The organism is Arthrobacter sp. B3I4, assembly GCF_030816855.1.
Lineage (GTDB): Bacteria > Actinomycetota > Actinomycetes > Actinomycetales > Micrococcaceae > Arthrobacter.
The window spans coordinates 1730068-1746141 of the sequence record NZ_JAUSYK010000001.1 but is presented as its reverse complement, the minus strand read 5'-3'; the positions used below and the strand labels follow the sequence as shown (position 1 = coordinate 1746141).

Here is a 16074-nt window from a genome sequence, read left to right as displayed (position 1 = left end):
CGGCTGCGACGGTGGTAGGCTGCGGTATCTCTTGGGTCACGATGTGGACGAACTCCCAGTGACAGCGGTCATATTCGGCTAATGTTCGCTAGATTCTTCTTATGACTACTCAAGTGCCCGGCGATGCCCTCGTCTCCCTGAATGCCGTCAACAAGCATTACGGCCAGTTGCACGTCCTCAAGGACATCAATCTGAACGTCCGAAAGGGAGAGGTCGTTGTTGTCATCGGTCCCTCGGGCTCAGGCAAGTCAACGCTCTGCCGCGCCATCAACCGGCTGGAGACCATCGACGACGGCAGGATCGCCATCGACGGCAAGGAGCTGCCCGAGGAGGGCAAGGAACTGGCCAAGCTGCGCGCCGACGTCGGCATGGTCTTCCAGTCGTTCAACCTGTTCGCCCACAAGACGATCCTTGAGAACGTCACACTCGGACCAATCAAGGTCAAGGGCCTGTCCAAGGCGGAGGCCGACAAGGACGCCATGGCGTTGCTGGAGCGCGTCGGCGTCGGCCACCAGGCACCGAAGCTGCCCGCCCAGCTCTCCGGCGGCCAGCAGCAGCGCGTCGCAATTGCCCGCGCTCTTGCCATGAAACCGAAGGTGATGCTCTTCGATGAGCCCACCTCGGCGCTGGACCCGGAAATGATCAACGAAGTCCTCGACGTCATGATCCAGCTTGCCAAGGAAGGCATGACGATGATCGTGGTCACGCACGAGATGGGCTTCGCCCGGAAGGCTGCGGACCGCGTGGTCTTCATGGCCGACGGCCAGATCGTTGAGGACGCAACACCCGAAGAGTTCTTCACCAACCCCAAGAGCAGCCGCGCCAAGGATTTCCTGTCCAAGCTCTTGACGCACTAAGCCGCACCACAGACACACCTCCAATTCTCCGCAGAGTTCGCACCCAGGCCGCCGTGAGGCGGCCGTCCAATGAAAGGAATGTCATGATGGCATTTTTGACCCGAAGGAAATCCCTTCTGGTGGCCGCATCCGCAGCTCTGGCTCTGAGCCTGAGCGCCTGCGGCGGCAGCTCCTCCACTTCCAACCCGCCCGTAGCCGAGAAGCCGAGCTTCGCCGCCGACAGCACCATGGCAAAGCTTTCTTCAGCCGGCAAAATCACCATCGGCACCAAGTTCGACCAGCCGCTGTTCGGCCAGAAGGGCCTCGACGGCAAGCCTGTCGGTTTCGACGTCGAAATCGGCAAGCTGATCGCCGCCAAGCTGGGCATCAGCGCGGACAAGATCGAGTGGGTGGAAACTGTTTCCGCGAACCGCGAGCAGTTCATCAAGCAGGGCAAGGTCGACATCATCGTCGCCACCTACACGATCAACGACAAGCGCAAGGCCGAAGTCGACTTTGCCGGCCCGTACTACGAGGCAGGCCAGGCCCTGATGGTGAACAAGGACAACACCTCGATCACCAAGCCTGAAGACGTCAAGGGCAAGAACGTCTGCTCCGTGACCGGATCCACTCCTGCATCGACGATCGTGGAGAAGTACGGAGCCGTCCTGGTTCCGGCCGCAACCTACTCCGCCTGCCTTGAGCCGCTGCGCAACAAGCAGGTCGAAGCAGTCACCACCGACAACGTCATCCTCGCCGGCTTCGTCAACAAGGAGCCCGACGCCTTCAAGCTCGCCTCCGATGAGACCTTCACCAAGGGAGCCTTACGGCATCGGCCTGAAGAAGGACGACAAGGTCTTCCGCAGCTGGATCAACGACCAGCTCGAAGCCTTCGACAAGGACGGTTCCTACAAGAAGGCCTGGGAAGCAACCGCCGGCGCCGTCATCAAGACGGCCCCGAAGCTCCCCGCCATCAACCGCTACTAAAACCAGGTGTGGCGGCCGCCGGAACCCGCTTCCCTTGCGGGCCCGCGGCCGCCACTGCCCGGTTAATGCTTGAAACCCCTCAACGCAGCTGAAGGAACCTATGGACGTCATCATTGAGAACCTCCCCCAGTACTGGGACGGCTTTCTCAGAACCCTCTTCCTGGCAGTGGTCTCGGGAATCTTCGCCCTCATTTTCGGTACCCTGCTTGCCGCAGCCCGGGTCTCCCCCATCGCGGCGCTGCGCGGCTTCAGCATGGCCTATGTGGAGATCGTCCGGAACACGCCGCTGACCATCGCGTTCTTCTTCGCCGCCGTCGTGCTCCCCCGCCTCGGCGTCTCATTCCAGCAGTTTGAAATCGCTGCCATCATCGCCCTGAGCGCCTACACCTCCGCTTTCATCGCCGAAGCTGTCCGTTCGGGTGTTAACAGCGTCCCGGTCGGCCAGGCCGAGGCAGCCCGCAGCATCGGCATGAAGTTCAGCCAGGTGCTCTCGCTGATCATCCTTCCGCAGGCCCTGCGCACGGTGATCCCGCCGCTGATCAACATCCTGATCGCCCTGGTGAAGAACTCCTCCGTCGCCGGCGCCTTCTACGTGCTGGAGCTTTTCGGGTACGGCAAGCAGCTCGCGAACTCCAACGGCGACGCCGTCATGTGGGTCCTTGTCGGAGTTGCCTTCTTCTACCTGTTGATTACCGTCCCGCTGGGTTACCTGGCCAACGTCGTTGAACGAAAGGTGGCGATCGCACGATGAGCTCCGTTCTCTACGACGTCCCGGGTCCCAAAGCCCGCCGCATCTCCCTCATCGGCTCAGTCATCGGTGTGATCCTGATCGTCGCGCTACTGGCAGTGGCCGTCATGACCCTGGCCCAGCAGGGAATCTTTGAAGCCCAGCGCTGGGCTATCTTCAGCCAGGCGGATGTCTGGACGCTGATCGCCAACGGCATCGGAGCGACCCTCAGCGCCGCAGCCCTGGCTGCCGTCATCGCCTTCCCGCTCGGGCTGCTGCTGTGCCTGATGCGGATTTCCGACGTCGCGTGGATCCGGGTCCCCACCCGGATCGTGCTGGAATTCCTCCGCGGCATGCCGGTGGTCCTGATGATGCTGTTCGTGCTGCTGGTCTTCGCCACCAGCTCGTTCATCGCGGTCGTCGCCGGTCTGGTCCTGTACAACGCGGCGATCTTCGCCGAGATCATCCGGGCCGGCATCCAGTCCCTGCCCAAGGGACAGCGCGAAGCCGGCCTTGCCATCGGCCTCACCAGCTTCCAGTCCCGGCTGACCATCGAACTGCCACAGGCCATCCGCCGGATGCTGCCCTCCCTCGTGGCCCAGCTGGTGGTACTCCTAAAGGACACCTCGCTCGGTTACATCGTGGCCTACGGCGAACTGCTCCGTGCGGTCCAGGTCATGGCCGACTTCCTCGGCCCGCAATACCTCTTCCCGGTGTTTTTTGTGGCGGCGGCCATCTACATCGCCATCAACCTGGCTGTTTCGCGGATCGCCATCTGGATCGAGAAGCGCGGCTCCAAGAAGGCCGCCGGCGGCATGGCGCATGTGCCGGCCGCCGGAGTCGACGTGGTGAAGTAGCCCGACCCTGCAGACGCGAAAGGTCCGGAACCCGCACGGGTTCCGGACCTTTCGCCGTTAGTACGCCTCGTCCCGGTGGCCCGGACCGCGTTGCCAGGGCTAGACGCCGAGCCAGGTCCGCAGCGCGCGCAGGCACTCGCGGACCGCACCGGCGTCGACGTGCTCATCATCCTTGTGGGCCAGCAGCGCATCCCCCGGGCCGAAGTTCACGGCCGGGACGCCGAGTTCGCTGAAGCGTGCGACGTCGGTCCAGCCGTACTTCGGCTTCGGCGCGGCTCCGACAGCGGCGACGAAGGAGGCAGCGGCGGGGTGGTTCAGGCCCGGCCGGGCGCCGGCGGCGCCGTCAGTGCAGACCAGGTCGAAGCCGGCCAGCAGCTCGCGGACGTGTTCCTCGGCCTGCGCGAGGTTCTTGTCCGGCGCGAAGCGGTAGTTGACCTCCACCACGCAGCGGTCCGGGATGACGTTTCCGGCCGTGCCGCCGCTGATCCGGACGGCGTTGAGGCTTTCGCGGTAGTCCAGCCCGTCCACGGGAACGGTCCGCGGCTCGTAGCCGGCCAGTCTGGTCAGGATCGGCGCCGCGGCGTGGATGGCGTTGCTGCCCATCCAAGCCCTGGCAGAGTGGGCCGCTTCCCCGCGCGTGCTGGCTTCGAAACGGATGGTGCCGTTGCAGCCGCCCTCGACCGTCCCGTCGGTCGGTTCCAGCAGGATGGCGAAGTCCCCTTCCAGCAGCGCGCCGTGGTTACGGACCAGCCGGCCCAGGCCGCTCTTCACCCCCTCCACTTCCTCGTGGTCGTAAAAGACAAAGGTGACGTCCTTGTCCGGCTCCCCGCCGCCGTCGAACAGTCCGGCGGCGAGCGCCAGCTGCACCGCCACGCCGCCCTTCATGTCGGTGGCGCCGCGGCCGTACAGCACGCCTTCACCGGGCGCCCCGGAGGCCCAGTAGGAGGGGACAGTGCCCAGCGAGCCCTCGGTGGTCGGCAGCGGGACGGTGTCCAGGTGCCCGGCGAGGATGACCCGCTCGGACCGGCCAAGGTTGGTGCGGGCGATGATCGCATCGCCGTCGCGGGTCAGCTCAAGTTGCGGGAGGGCGCGGAGGGCATACTCGACGGCGTCGGCCAGCCGGCGTTCCTCCCCGGAAACGCTGAAGATGTCGATGAGGTCGGCGGTCAGCAGGGCGACGTCCTGGCGCAGGTCCAGGCGCAGGTCCTTGCGGGCGGGGGCAGTTTGCTCAGTCACGGTCCCACTGTATCGGGCTGCTCCAGTCATAGCTCCGCGCTGTCACAGGTTTTAGTGAGCACGGGCGCCGTCTATAGACTTGAGTCATGACTGAAACCGCTTCCACTGCCGCGCCCGCCGCCTCCCGTTCCGCCTACGGCTACGGGGTCGCGACCCTCGCCACCCGCAACGGCCAGGCTACCGTGCTGGACGTCTGGTTCCCGGCGCCGGCACTCGGGACCGCGGCGGAGAACCTGCGCGACGTCGCCAACGCGGACCAGTCCCTGCTCGACATCGCGGCTGCCGGCAACGACGCCGACCGCGGAACCGAACAGCAGGTCGTCTTCGCCCAGATCCACCTGGACGAACCCCCGGCGGACACCGCGGACGCCTACCTGCGCCTGCACCTGCTCTCGCACCGCCTGGTCCAGCCGAACAGCATCAACCTGGACGGCATCTTTGGCAAGCTCCCCAACGTGGTGTGGACCAACTTCGGCCCGGCCCCCGTGGAGGACTTTGAATTGACCCGGGCGCGGCTGCGCAAGCGCGGCGCCGTGACCGTCTACGGGGTGGACAAGTTCCCCCGCATGGTCGACTACGTGATCCCCTCCGGCGTCCGGATCGCCGACGCCGACCGGGTCCGGCTGGGCGCACACCTGGCCGAAGGCACCACCGTCATGCACGAGGGGTTCGTGAACTTCAATGCCGGCACGCTGGGAACCTCGATGGTCGAAGGCCGGATCTCCGCAGGGGTGGTGGCCGGTGACGGCTCGGACGTCGGCGGCGGCGCCTCCATCATGGGCACCCTTTCCGGCGGCGGCAAGGAAAAGATCGCCCTCGGCGAGCGGGTGCTGCTGGGCGCAAACTCCGGGGTCGGCATCAGCATCGGTGACGACTCCGTCGTCGAGGCCGGCCTCTACGTCACGGCGGGCACCCGGGTACGCGTGGTCGGTCCGAAGGACGCCGACGGCGAGGACACCAGCCGGATCGTGAAGGCCGTCGAACTTTCCGGGGTTCCCAATCTGTTGTTCCGCCGCAACTCCTCCAGCGGCGAGGTGGAGGTCCTCCCCCGGAAGGGCCAGACCGTTGAGCTCAATGAGGCGCTGCACGCCAACTAGGCACCGGCCGAGAGCCGGTTGGCTCAGGATTCGACCGGCCCTGCGGGGCCCGAGGGAGTAATGACGTGGCACGCAGGGGTCGCTGGCGCCGTCGGACGGTGCTGTTGCTGGCGCTGGCCATGGTGGCCGGCGCGGTCTACACGGCCGTCGCCTTCCTGCAGCGTTCCGAGACACTGATCACCGAGCGCTGCACGGCCGTCGGTGCCGGCGGCGAGGATCTCGCCAGCGACCAGGCCGCAAATGCTGCCCTTGTCAGCGCCGTCGCGGTCCGGCGCGGACTGCCCGCCCGCGCGGCGAGCATCGCCCTGGCCACGTCCATGCAGGAAGCGAAACTGCGCAACATCGGCCATGGCGACCAGGCGGGCCCCGATTCGCGCGGCCTGTTCCAGCAGCGGCCCTCGCAGGGGTGGGGCACCGAGGCGCAGGTCATGGACCCGTTCCACGCCGCCAACGCCTTCTACGACGCGCTGGTCAAAGTCCCGGGATACGAGTCCATGCCCATCACCGCGGCCGCGCAGCACGTCCAGCGTTCGGCGTATCCGGGGGCGTACGCCCAGCATGAGCCCATGGCCAGGGCCTTCGCGTCGGCACTGACCGGCCAGACCGCGGAGGGCCTCGACTGCACGCTGCGCAAACCGGAGACGGCCGGGGACGCCGCGGAGGTCCGGCAGCGCCTGCTGGCGGCTTTCGGAGCCCTCCCCGCGACCGCGGCAGGCCGGACGGTCGTGGCGGAGGCTGACGGCACGCAGGCGTGGGCGGTGGCGCAGTGGGCGGTAGCCAACGCCAAGGCCCTGTCCATCACGGAGGTGCGGGTCGACGGCCGGAGCTGGACACGGCTCGCCCGCAACGGCTGGCAGAGCGCCGACGCCCCGGCGGGCCAGGTCACCATAACGGTGGCCGAGGAACCGGCGCCGTAGCTACTGTTTGCCCTGACGCGACCGGGGATGGCAGCGCTTTTGGCCGGGGATCACACCAGCAGTTCGACGACCGGCTGAACGTAGCTGCGGAACAGGTCGGGTTCGGCCAGCAGTTCCGTACTCATGATGACCTTGTCCGGCTCCAGGTACCAGGCCCGGGGCTCGGCGAGGGGCAGCTCAATGATGGTCAAGTCAAAGTCGCGGGCGGCCCGGCCGACTTCGAGCAGCCTGTCATCCACCAGGTCGGCGAGGACCTGGGTGGCTCCGCTGGCATCACGCTCGGCTTCCAGGGCCAGATACTCGCCCCGCCGTTCGCGCGCCCAGCTGAGGGCGGCGCCAAAGTGTGCCTGGAGCACCCGCCGCAGTGCCGGGGAGTTGCCGAAGGCGCGGAAGCCCGGCGGTCCGAGCTCGGGCTCCATCTCCGGGTGTGACTTCAGGAGCTGGGCCCACCAGGCCTCCCACTCGGTTTTGAGTGCACCCGTTCCGCCCACCTCGTCAATGAGGTGTGAGTGGTCAGACGCTCGGATCTTGGGGACGACCGGGCACAGGGCGGGCTGACCTGCGGTCTCCAGGCCGGCCGAGTCCCTCACGTAAAGCGCTATGAGCATGGGACCTGAGGTGTCCATAGTGATCCGCCAGCCCGGGCCGCCTGTCTGGTGCATCCAATTGCCTCCCTTGGCAAGACGTACTTTTTCAGTCTATTCCTGAAGGCCGCGCAGGGTAATGGTCGGTGGCCTACGGGCCGGTGGCACGCCGGTTGCCGGCAGCACCGGCACCGAGGCTGGCCAGGTGCGCTTCCAGCACGTCATGGCACATCTGCGCCGTCATCCATTCCGGCTGCAGCAGGGCATGCATGGCGAGTCCGTCCAGGATGGCCAGGAGCCTTTCGGCCTCGGTGACCAGTTCCTGCTGCTCCAGTGCGCCGGTACCCGGCCCTGCCGTCAGTTCCATGATCAGCCGGCCGACGACGGCTGCGACGGTGCGGTGGCTGCGGTCCGCTTCGGGCGCAAGGAACGGCTTGATCCGGGCCGCGTTCTTGAAGGCCATCCAGACGCAGGCGTCCACGGCGCGTTCTTCGTCCAGCGGAAGCAGTTCGCCAAGCAGGGCAATCACACCGGCGTGCTGCTCCGCCGAACCGGGGGCTGCCTTCGCCAGCCGGTCCTCCGCTGCCTCGAGCCGGCCGGCTATCCGGTCCACGACGACGCCAAAAGAGAACGCCAGCAGTTCATCACTGCTGGCGAAGTAATGCCGCACGGAGCCCACCGCGAGACCGGCTTCGTCGGCCACTTCGCGCAGGGACGCCCGTTCCAGGCCGTCTGCCGCCACGATCCGGAACACGGCTTCGACCACTTCCTGGCGCCGCAGCGCGGCGTCGACAAATTTGGGCATTGGTCCTTTTTAGCACGGTTGTGCCGCCATTCCGGGGATCCACGCCGTATCCGTGCCAACCCCGCGCCCTCCCGCCAGCGGGCGTCCTCCCGCAGCCAGTGCCCCAACACAACGACGCCGGCCGCGCACCCTGCTTCGGGTGCGCGGCCGGCGTCGTCGTCTGGTCGAACTCTAGACGGAAGGGTAGTTCCGTTCCGGCTCGCCCGTGTAGAGCTGCCGCGGGCGTCCGATCTTGGTGTTCGGGTCGCTGATCATTTCCCGCCACTGGGCGATCCAGCCCGGCAGGCGGCCGATGGCGAAGAGCACGGTGAACATCTTCTCCGGGAAGCCCATGGCCTTGTAGATCAGGCCGGTGTAGAAGTCCACGTTCGGGTAGAGCTTGCGCTCGATGAAGTAGTCGTCCTGCAGGGCCTTTTCCTCGAGGCGGAGCGCGATTTCCAGCAGTTCGTCGTTCCCGCCGAGCTTGCTGAGGATTTCGTGCGCGGTGGCCTTGACGATCTTGGCGCGCGGGTCGTAGTTCTTGTAGACGCGGTGCCCGAAGCCCATCAGGCGGACGCCGTCTTCCTTGTTCTTGACCTTCTCCATGTAGTCCTCGGGCTTGATGCCGTCGGCCTGGATCTGGCGGAGCATCTTGAGCACGGCCTCGTTGGCGCCGCCGTGGGCGGGTCCGAAGAGGGCGTTGATGCCGGCGGACACGGAGGCGAAGAGGTTGGCGTTGGACGAGCCCACCAGCCGGACCGTGGAGGTGGAGCAGTTCTGCTCATGGTCGGCATGCAGGATGAGCAGCAGATCCAGGGCCTTGGCCACGACCGGGTCCACTTCGTACTGCTCGGCGGGCAGACCGAAGCTCAGGCGCAGGAAGTTCTCCACCAGGTTGTGGGAGTTGTCCGGGTACAGCATCGGCTGGCCGACGGACTTCTTCAGGGCGTAGGCAGCGATGACGGGCATCTTGGCCAGCAGCCGGTACGTGGAGACCTCGACCTGCTCGGCATTGAACGGATCCAGCGAGTCCTGGTAGAAGGTGGACAGCGCGGATACTGCCGAGGACAGCACCGGCATCGGGTGTGCGTCGCGGGGGAAGCCGCTGAAGAAGCCCTTGAGCTCCTCGTGCAGCAGGGTGTGGTGGCGGATCCGCTGGTCGAAGGCTTCCAGTTCGGCCGGCGTCGGCAGGTTGCCGTAGATCAGCAGGTAGGACACCTCCAGGAAGCTGGAGTGCTGCGCGAGCTGCTCGATCGGGTAGCCGCGGTAGCGCAGGATCCCGGCGTCGCCATCGATGTAGGTGATGGCCGAGGTGGTCGCCGCGGTGTTCATGAAACCCGGGTCAAAAGCAACGGCGCCGGTCTGCTTCAGCAGCTTGGAAACGTCGTAACCTTCGTTTCCTTCAACAACCTTGATGCGCGGAAGCTCGAGCTCCCCGCCCGCATGACGCAGGGTTGCGCTAGTGGTCTCAGTCATGGATTCTCCTCATGAGGCTTCAGGGCCTCTGTTGAAAGCTTGATCCAACATCTGGTGAAGCCGCCCACGGAACCTGTATCTGGACACCGATTCCAACGGCCGCGCTGCCTTCTTGTGGAAAGCCACCATTGATAGTCAGTTAAAAACTACCGGGAGTTGGCGGGTGGCACTAATCCGGCGGCTTTTCAGGGCCTCGAACCAGCCGTCATGTGGCACGCATCACAGTGCGGCTACGGTCCCGTAGCTAGGCGCCCGACGGCGGCGTCAATCCGTTCGTCCGTGGCGGTCAGGGCCACCCGAATGAAGCCGTTGCCCGCATCGCCGTAAAAGACTCCGGGGCCGACGACGATGCCGCGGTCCGCGAGCCGGCCGACGGTATCCCAGGTCGGCTCCCCGGCAGTGGCCCAGAGGTAAAGTCCGGCGCGGGACTCGTGGATGGTCAGGCCGAAGCTTTCCAGCGCCGGCACGATCCGTTCACGGCGCCCCCGGTACAGGTCCTTTTGGGCCGCCACGTGCGCGTCGTCGCCGAGCGCCACCCGCATGGCCTCCTGCACCGGGTAGGGCACGATCATGCCGGCATGCTTGCGGCTGTTGACCAGGTTGGCCATCAGCGCGCCGTCGCCGGCCACGAAGGCGGCGCGGTAGCCGGCCAGGTTGGACTGCTTGCTCAGCGAGTAGACCGCCAGGAGTCCTTCATGGGAGCCGCCGGCGACGCGGGGGTCCAGGATGCTGGGGACCGGTGTCCCGCCGCGCTGGGCGTCCCATTCGTCCCAGCCCAGTTCCGCGTAGCACTCGTCGGAGGCGACCACGGCCCCGAGCTCTCGGGCCTGGGCGACGATCCGCTGCAGCGATTCCGCGTCTCGGACACTGCCGGTGGGGTTGGCCGGGGAGTTAACCCAGATGAGCCGGACGCGCGAGCGGGTCCCGGCGTCGAGTTCGTCCAAATCGTCGGCGGCGACATGCTCGGCGCCGACGAAACTGGCCCCGATGTCGTACGTGGGGTACGCGACGCTGGGGCGGACGACGACGTCCCCGGGCTTGAGTCCGAGCAGGAACGGCAGCCAGGCCACGAGTTCCTTGGACCCGACGGTGGGCATCACGTGCTGCGGGTCGAGTCCGGGCACGCCGCGGCGGCGGTCGAACCAGGCCGCGATCGCTTCCCGGAGGGCGGGCGTGCCGTGCACCGTGGGATAGCCAGGCGCGTTGGCCGCCGCCCGGAGCGCCTCCTGGACCAGTGCCGGGGTGTCGTCGACCGGGGTGCCGATGGAGAGGTTCGCGGCCCCGCCGGGATGGGCCGCGGCCCGCGCGAGATAGGGCGCCATCGCTTCCCACGGGTAGTCGGGCAGGCTGAGGCCGAAGCTGCGCACCGCAGAAGTCACCGTCGCGCCGCCCTAGTGGTCTTGGTTCTGCGGCGGCAGGGCGGCAATCATGGGGTGGTCGGTGTGGGTATTGCCGATCTTGGCTGCGCCGCCCGGGGAGCCGAGCACATCGAAGAACTCCACGTTGGCCTTGTAGTAATCGGCCCATTCCTCCGGGGTGTCGTCCTCGTAGTAGATCGCCTCCACCGGGCACACCGGCTCACAGGCTCCGCAGTCCACGCACTCGTCGGGGTGAATGTACAGCGAACGCTCACCTTCGTAGATGCAGTCGACGGGGCACTCTTCAATACAGGCCTTGTCTTTAACATCTACACACGGCTGCGCGATTACGTACGTCACGTCCCTGGCCTCTCCACGTTGGTTCCGGGCTCCGCCGGTTGTTGCCGCCGGCCTGAGCGCCGGGCTTCTCACTGCTCAGCCTATTATCTCCCCGGCTCATCCCGCGAACCTAGCCGGACGGAACCTGGTCGGTGACCCCGGGCGCCGCGGACCTAGAATAGCGAGGTGAGTTCCTCCCCCACGTCGCCGCAAGAGTTCCTGGTTGCCGCCCGGCCCGGCACTAGGGTGGTGGTGCGCTACCGGATCGACGGCGGTGTCACGGATGCGCTGGGCGAACTGCTGTCGTGTACCGGCACGGAGTGCGTCGTTCGGACCCGGCGGAGCGACGTCGTCGTTCCGCTGGTTGAGGTGGCCGCCGCCAAGGCCGTGCCGCCTCCGCCGCCGCGGCGGGCCCCGCGGACCGTTTCCTAGCGGCTCGGGGCCTCGACGGTGTCCGGGAGTTTCTTTATCCCCGGCAGGGGCGAGAACAGCACCGGGAGTACGGCCAGCAGGCTGCCGGCCACGCCTAGCCACATCGCAGGCATAATCCCGAGGTGCTCCCCCAGGTAGCCGCCGGCCAGTGCCGCCACCGGCATGACCCCCCAGACCACAAAACGGATGGACGCGTTCATCCGCCCCAATAGCCGCGGCGGGCAGACCCGCTGCCGCATCGTCACCTGCATCACGTTATAGACGAGCGCCGCCACGGTGGTGCCGAATTCAGACACCGCCAGGAGCAGCAGGGCAACGGCCCGGTCTTCCTGCATCGCAGCGACCGGGACCAGGATGAGGCAGAGCGCACTGAACAGAGCACCCGCCGGGATGATCCTACCTTCCCCGATCCGCCGCGCCAGCCAGGGACCGGCGACCGCCCCGAGGAGACCTCCGGCCGCCCCGACCGACATGATGATCCCCATGCCCTGCGGTCCTAGGCCAAGCTCCCTCAGGACCAGCAGCGGCAGCAGGGTAAAGATGATCATGCCTGAAAAGTTCATACCGCCGGTGCACAGCACGATGCGGCTGATCAGGGGGTGCCGCACCACGAAGCTGAGCCCCTCTTTGATCTCGGTCGCCAGCGAGTTCCGGCCCTCCACGGGCGCCTTCTGCTCCTGGTCGCGGGTGCGGGCCAGGAACACGGCAGAGAGCAGGTACCCCAGCGATTCACCGATGAACAACAGCGGCGCGGAGACTACCGTCAGTAGCGCGCCCCCGGCTGCGGGACCGCCGATCCGCGCGATTTGGGCGGTGGCCTCGAGCTTGGCGTTCGCTTCCCCGACTTTGCCGGGGACAACGAGCAGCGGCACGAAGCTTTGGTAGGAGACATCGAAGAACACGGTGGCGACGCCCACCACCCCTGAGACCAGGTACAGATGCCAGATCTCCAGGGAACCGGACCACCACAACAGCGGCACAGCACTCATGGCCGCCATCCGCATCAGGTCCGCGGTGATCATGGTGCGCCGCTTCAGCCAGCGGTCAACCCACGCCCCGGCCGGCAGCCCGACCACGAGGAAGGCGGCAAGGCCGGCGGCGTTGAGGACGCCGATCTCGAATTCGGTGGCCCCCAGCAGGGTCACGGCCAGAACCGGAAAGGCCAGGTGCCCGAGTTGCGAACCCAGCTGGCTCAACGCCTGGGCAGTCCAGAACGCGGTGAAGTTTGCGTCCCGCCACAGCGTCGCCGACGCCGGGGCGCCTGCCGGTGCGGAGGTCGTTGCGGTAGCAGTGTCGCCGGCATCGTCGGCGGGCGGGCGGGTCGTCACCGCGCAAGCTTCGCAGGAGTGGTTGGCAGTGTCAATCACTTGGCGGCTAGACTTTTTCCATGGACCGGCCAGCGCAGGACCCGGATGACGATGCAGTAGCCAAGGGGCGTGCCCTGAGCTCCCCGGTGCGGCTTCGGATCCTGAGGCTGTGTCTGCATCAGTCCCGGACCAACAAGGAGATCGCCGGGCTGCTCGGGCTCAACCCGGCCTCGAGCCTGCACCATGTCCGGACGCTGGTACGGTCGGGTTTCCTGGTCGCCGAGGAGCGCCGCAAGGGCAAGCGGGGCGCCGTCGAGGTGCCCTACATCGCCAGCCGCAAGTCGTGGAACACGCCGGTGGATAACGTGGCACCAATCCTGATTGAGACATTCCTGCAGGAAACCCGGGGCCTGCCACCGGAGGACATCGAGGTGTGGCGTGTCGGGGTGAAGTTCAACGCGGCCCGGCGGGAGGAGATGCTGGGCAGGCTGCGGGCCGTCGTTGAGGAATACATCCGGCTTCCGGCCGACGACGACGGCGAAGCGACGTCACTGATGATCGCCCATCACCGGGACCCGACGGCAGACTGAGTCCGCGGCAGCTGCCGGTAGCGCCGGCACCACACCAGCAGAACGAGAGTGACCGCGGCGATGCCGTAGATCCACAGACTGCCTGCCAGGTTTCGAATGATCAGCCGGCGGCCTGGTTCCAGGCTGGAGCACCAGCCAGCCAGGGCGTAGCAGACGGCCCCGCAGACGCCCGCCGGAAGCACCGAGCGGAAGGCTGCGCCAAGCCACAGCTCCGCAGCCCCCAGCAGGGTCAGCGCCCCGGCGGCGCCCCAGGGGATCTGGATTCCGGCGAGCAGAACATACTGCCCGTGCAGCATCGTGCCTGCGAGGGCAACAAAAAGGGCTGCCGGTATGGCGGCGGCGATACCGCCTGCCGTACCGGCAGCCCACTTATTCACGATTTACCGTGGCATTCCGCGAAGAGCGCGGAAACTAGACCTTGGCGCGGGCGCGGTTGGCCTTGGACCGCTCGTTGGTGTCCAGGATGACCTTGCGGATGCGGATGGACTCCGGGGTGACCTCGACGCACTCGTCTTCCCGGGCGAACTCAAGCGACTCTTCAAGGGTCAGGTCGCGCGGCGGCGTCAGGTTTTCGAAGGTATCCGAGGAAGCGGCACGCATGTTGGTGAGCTTCTTTTCCTTGGTGATGTTGACGTCCATGTCGTCGGCGCGGGAGTTCTCGCCGACGATCATGCCCTCGTACACCTCGGAGGTGGGCTTGACGAAGAAGGAGCCGCGCTCCTGCAGGTTAATCATTGCGAACGGGGTGACGACACCGGCGCGGTCGGCGATCATCGAACCGTTGGTGCGGTACTCGATCGGGCCGGCCCACGGCTCGTAGCCCTCGGAGATCGAGGCGGCGATACCGGCGCCGCGGGTGTCCGTGAGGAACTTGGTGCGGAACCCGATGAGACCTCGGGCCGGAACGATGAATTCCATCCGGCACCAGCCGGTGCCGTGGTTGGCCATGTTGGTCATCCGGCCCTTGCGGGCGGCCATGAGCTGGGTGACGGCGCCGAGGTACTCTTCCGGCACGTCAATGGTCATGTGCTCCATCGGCTCGTGGATCTTGCCGTCGACGGTCTTGGTGACAACCTGCGGCTTGCCCACGGTCAGTTCGAAGCCTTCGCGGCGCATCTGCTCGACCAGGATGGCCAGGGCGAGCTCGCCTCGGCCCTGGACTTCCCAGGCGTCGGGACGCTCGGTGGGGAGCACCTTGATGGAGACGTTACCGATCAGTTCCTTGTCGAGGCGGTCCTTGACCTGGCGGGCCGTGACCTTGGCGCCCTTGACCTTGCCGGCCAGCGGGGAGGTGTTGATACCGATGGTCATGGAGATCGCGGGATCGTCGACGGTGATCAGCGGCAGCGGCTGCGGGTTCTCGGCGTCAGTCAGGGTCTCACCGATGGTGATTTCCTCGATGCCGGCGACGGCGACGATCTCGCCGGGGCCTGCGGACTCGGCCGGGACGCGGTCCAGGGCCTTGGTGGCGAGCAGTTCGGTGATCTTGACGTTCTTGAGCTCGCCGTTGGCACGGGCCCAGGCCACGGTCTGGCCCTTGCGCAGGGTGCCGTTGTAGATGCGGAGCAGCGCCAGGCGGCCGAGGAACGGGGAGGCGTCCAGGTTGGTGACGTGGGCCTGCAGGACACCGTCCGGGTTGTAGGTCGGCGCCGGGATGTGCTCGATGATGGTCTGGAAAAGCGGCTCCAGGTCTTCGTTCTCCGGGGCGGTGCCGTTGGCGGGCTGCTCGAGGGAAGCGCGGCCGACCTTGGCTGCGGCGTAGACCACGGGGACATTGAGGATCTTGTCCAGGTCGAGATCCGGAACTTCGTCCGCGAGGTCGGAGGCGAGGCCCAGAAGCAGGTCCATGGACTCGTGCACCACTTCGTCGATCCGCGCGTCGGGGCGGTCAGTCTTGTTGACCAGCAGGATCACCGGCAGGTGCGCGGCGAGGGCCTTGCGCAGCACGAAGCGGGTCTGCGGCAGCGGGCCTTCAGAGGCATCGACGAGGAGGACGACGCCGTCGACCATGGACAGGCCGCGCTCGACCTCACCGCCGAAGTCGGCGTGGCCGGGGGTGTCGATGACGTTGATGGTGATGGTCTCGCCGTTGGAGGACGGACCGTTGTAGGCCACCGTGGTGTTCTTGGCCAGGATGGTGATGCCCTTTTCGCGTTCCAGGTCACCGGAGTCCATGACGCGGTCTTCGAGGTGGTTATGCTCGGCAAAGGAGTTGGTCTGCTTGAGCATGGCGTCGACCAGAGTGGTCTTGCCGTGGTCAACGTGGGCCACGATCGCGACGTTGCGCAGGTCACTGCGCGATGCAGTGGCTACCGCAGTGTTGGTGGTGGTTTCAGACATGCGTTATTGCTCGATTCAGTGGTGAAGTCAGCTGTTGTATCGCGACATTTCCAACCGGAACGCACGACGGATAAGACCCTTTGCACAGGGCACCTTCATCTATTCTAGACGCTTGGGCTTTTATTGGCCTAAAAAGGCAGCCGACGTGCGCCGTCCCGGCGGAACCCGGCCGCGCCCGCCCTCCCGCCGCCCAGCCACCGTCACGAA

General features: G+C 66.5%; 16 protein-coding genes and 1 pseudogene. 8 read left to right on the top strand and 9 right to left on the bottom strand.

What is annotated here, in order from left to right; genetic code table 11:
• Positions 1–101 precede the first annotated feature (101 nt).
• From QFZ61_RS08235 to QFZ61_RS08220, 4 genes and pseudogenes are all read left to right on the top strand, one after another.
• On the top strand, positions 102–857 hold the full coding sequence (locus tag QFZ61_RS08235) for an amino acid ABC transporter ATP-binding protein (RefSeq protein ID WP_307035008.1): 756 nt from the start codon (positions 102–104) through the stop codon (positions 855–857).
• An 83-nt stretch (positions 858–940) separates the two neighbouring features.
• Positions 941–1823, top strand: a pseudogene (locus QFZ61_RS08230) (glutamate ABC transporter substrate-binding protein).
• Between the two features lie 100 nt (positions 1824–1923).
• A complete protein-coding gene (locus QFZ61_RS08225) occupies positions 1924–2574 on the top strand; it encodes an amino acid ABC transporter permease (protein WP_307035006.1) in 651 nt (216 codons plus the stop codon).
• Entirely contained in the window at positions 2571–3407 is an 837-nt protein-coding gene (locus QFZ61_RS08220) for an amino acid ABC transporter permease (RefSeq protein ID WP_307035004.1), read from the top strand. The genes QFZ61_RS08225 and QFZ61_RS08220 overlap by 4 nt, the downstream gene beginning before the upstream one ends.
• Positions 3408–3506: 99 nt before the next feature.
• On the opposite strand, the gene dapE is transcribed toward QFZ61_RS08220, so the two are convergent.
• Positions 3507–4643: a succinyl-diaminopimelate desuccinylase gene (gene dapE, locus QFZ61_RS08215; protein ID WP_307035002.1), complete on the bottom strand. Its 1137-nt coding sequence runs from the start codon at positions 4641–4643 to the stop codon at positions 3507–3509.
• A gap of 86 nt (positions 4644–4729) precedes the next feature.
• On the opposite strand from dapE, the gene dapD reads away from it, so the two are divergent.
• Both dapD and QFZ61_RS08205 read left to right on the top strand, forming a co-directional pair.
• The gene (gene dapD, locus QFZ61_RS08210) at positions 4730–5740 is read left to right on the top strand and encodes a 2,3,4,5-tetrahydropyridine-2,6-dicarboxylate N-succinyltransferase (protein WP_307035000.1); all 1011 of its coding nucleotides are present in this window, start codon (positions 4730–4732) and stop codon (positions 5738–5740) included.
• 65 nt (positions 5741–5805) lie between these two features.
• On the top strand, positions 5806–6657 hold the full coding sequence (locus QFZ61_RS08205) for a hypothetical protein (protein WP_373427139.1): 852 nt from the start codon (positions 5806–5808) through the stop codon (positions 6655–6657).
• A gap of 50 nt (positions 6658–6707) precedes the next feature.
• Here QFZ61_RS08205 and QFZ61_RS08200 read toward each other — a convergent pair whose 3' ends face one another.
• From QFZ61_RS08200 to fdxA, 5 genes are all read right to left on the bottom strand, one after another.
• A complete protein-coding gene (locus QFZ61_RS08200) occupies positions 6708–7319 on the bottom strand; it encodes a hypothetical protein (RefSeq protein WP_307034998.1) in 612 nt (203 codons plus the stop codon).
• Positions 7320–7392: 73 nt separating this feature from the next.
• Positions 7393–8046 (bottom strand): TetR/AcrR family transcriptional regulator, encoded by a 654-nt coding sequence (locus QFZ61_RS08195; RefSeq protein ID WP_307034995.1) that lies wholly within the window; start codon positions 8044–8046, stop codon positions 7393–7395.
• Positions 8047–8217: 171 nt separating this feature from the next.
• The gene (locus QFZ61_RS08190) at positions 8218–9501 is read right to left on the bottom strand and encodes a citrate synthase (protein WP_307034993.1); all 1284 of its coding nucleotides are present in this window, start codon (positions 9499–9501) and stop codon (positions 8218–8220) included.
• A gap of 230 nt (positions 9502–9731) precedes the next feature.
• Positions 9732–10880 carry a succinyldiaminopimelate transaminase gene (gene dapC, locus QFZ61_RS08185; protein WP_307034991.1) on the bottom strand — a complete coding sequence of 383 codons (1149 nt, stop codon included), beginning with the start codon at positions 10878–10880 and terminating at the stop codon, positions 9732–9734.
• 12 nt (positions 10881–10892) lie between these two features.
• Positions 10893–11219, bottom strand: coding sequence for a ferredoxin (gene fdxA, locus QFZ61_RS08180; protein WP_290255783.1), 327 nt, complete (start codon positions 11217–11219; stop codon positions 10893–10895).
• A gap of 165 nt (positions 11220–11384) precedes the next feature.
• Between fdxA and QFZ61_RS08175 the strand changes: the two genes are divergently transcribed.
• Entirely contained in the window at positions 11385–11630 is a 246-nt protein-coding gene (locus QFZ61_RS08175) for a hypothetical protein (RefSeq protein ID WP_307034989.1), read from the top strand.
• Here the strand turns inward: QFZ61_RS08175 and QFZ61_RS08170 are convergent.
• Positions 11627–12958: an MFS transporter gene (locus tag QFZ61_RS08170; RefSeq protein ID WP_307034987.1), complete on the bottom strand. Its 1332-nt coding sequence runs from the start codon at positions 12956–12958 to the stop codon at positions 11627–11629. The two genes, QFZ61_RS08175 and QFZ61_RS08170, sit on opposite strands and share 4 nt — an antisense overlap.
• A 59-nt stretch (positions 12959–13017) precedes the next feature.
• On the opposite strand from QFZ61_RS08170, the gene QFZ61_RS08165 reads away from it, so the two are divergent.
• Complete coding sequence (locus tag QFZ61_RS08165) at positions 13018–13527, top strand: transcriptional regulator (protein ID WP_307034985.1); 510 nt, start codon at positions 13018–13020, stop codon at positions 13525–13527.
• Here QFZ61_RS08165 and QFZ61_RS08160 read toward each other — a convergent pair.
• Both QFZ61_RS08160 and typA read right to left on the bottom strand, forming a co-directional pair.
• Positions 13503–13904 (bottom strand): hypothetical protein, encoded by a 402-nt coding sequence (locus QFZ61_RS08160; RefSeq protein ID WP_307034983.1) that lies wholly within the window; start codon positions 13902–13904, stop codon positions 13503–13505. The two genes, QFZ61_RS08165 and QFZ61_RS08160, sit on opposite strands and share 25 nt — an antisense overlap.
• Positions 13905–13938: 34 nt before the next feature.
• Positions 13939–15867 (bottom strand): translational GTPase TypA, encoded by a 1929-nt coding sequence (typA, locus tag QFZ61_RS08155; protein ID WP_307034981.1) that lies wholly within the window; start codon positions 15865–15867, stop codon positions 13939–13941.
• Between the last annotated feature and the right edge of the window lie 207 nt (positions 15868–16074).

Coding starts and splice junctions, on each gene's coding strand:
- dapD (WP_307035000.1), top strand. CDS start 4,730: ATGACTGAAACCGCTTCCACTGCCGCGCCCGCCGCCTCCCGTTCCGCC.
- QFZ61_RS08200 (WP_307034998.1), bottom strand. CDS start 7,319: ATGCACCAGACAGGCGGCCCGGGCTGGCGGATCACTATGGACACCTCA.
- typA (WP_307034981.1), bottom strand. CDS start 15,867: ATGTCTGAAACCACCACCAACACTGCGGTAGCCACTGCATCGCGCAGT.
- QFZ61_RS08225 (WP_307035006.1), top strand. CDS start 1,924: ATGGACGTCATCATTGAGAACCTCCCCCAGTACTGGGACGGCTTTCTC.
- QFZ61_RS08190 (WP_307034993.1), bottom strand. CDS start 9,501: ATGACTGAGACCACTAGCGCAACCCTGCGTCATGCGGGCGGGGAGCTC.
- QFZ61_RS08220 (WP_307035004.1), top strand. CDS start 2,571: ATGAGCTCCGTTCTCTACGACGTCCCGGGTCCCAAAGCCCGCCGCATC.
- QFZ61_RS08235 (WP_307035008.1), top strand. CDS start 102: ATGACTACTCAAGTGCCCGGCGATGCCCTCGTCTCCCTGAATGCCGTC.
- QFZ61_RS08165 (WP_307034985.1), top strand. CDS start 13,018: ATGGACCGGCCAGCGCAGGACCCGGATGACGATGCAGTAGCCAAGGGG.
- QFZ61_RS08195 (WP_307034995.1), bottom strand. CDS start 8,046: ATGCCCAAATTTGTCGACGCCGCGCTGCGGCGCCAGGAAGTGGTCGAA.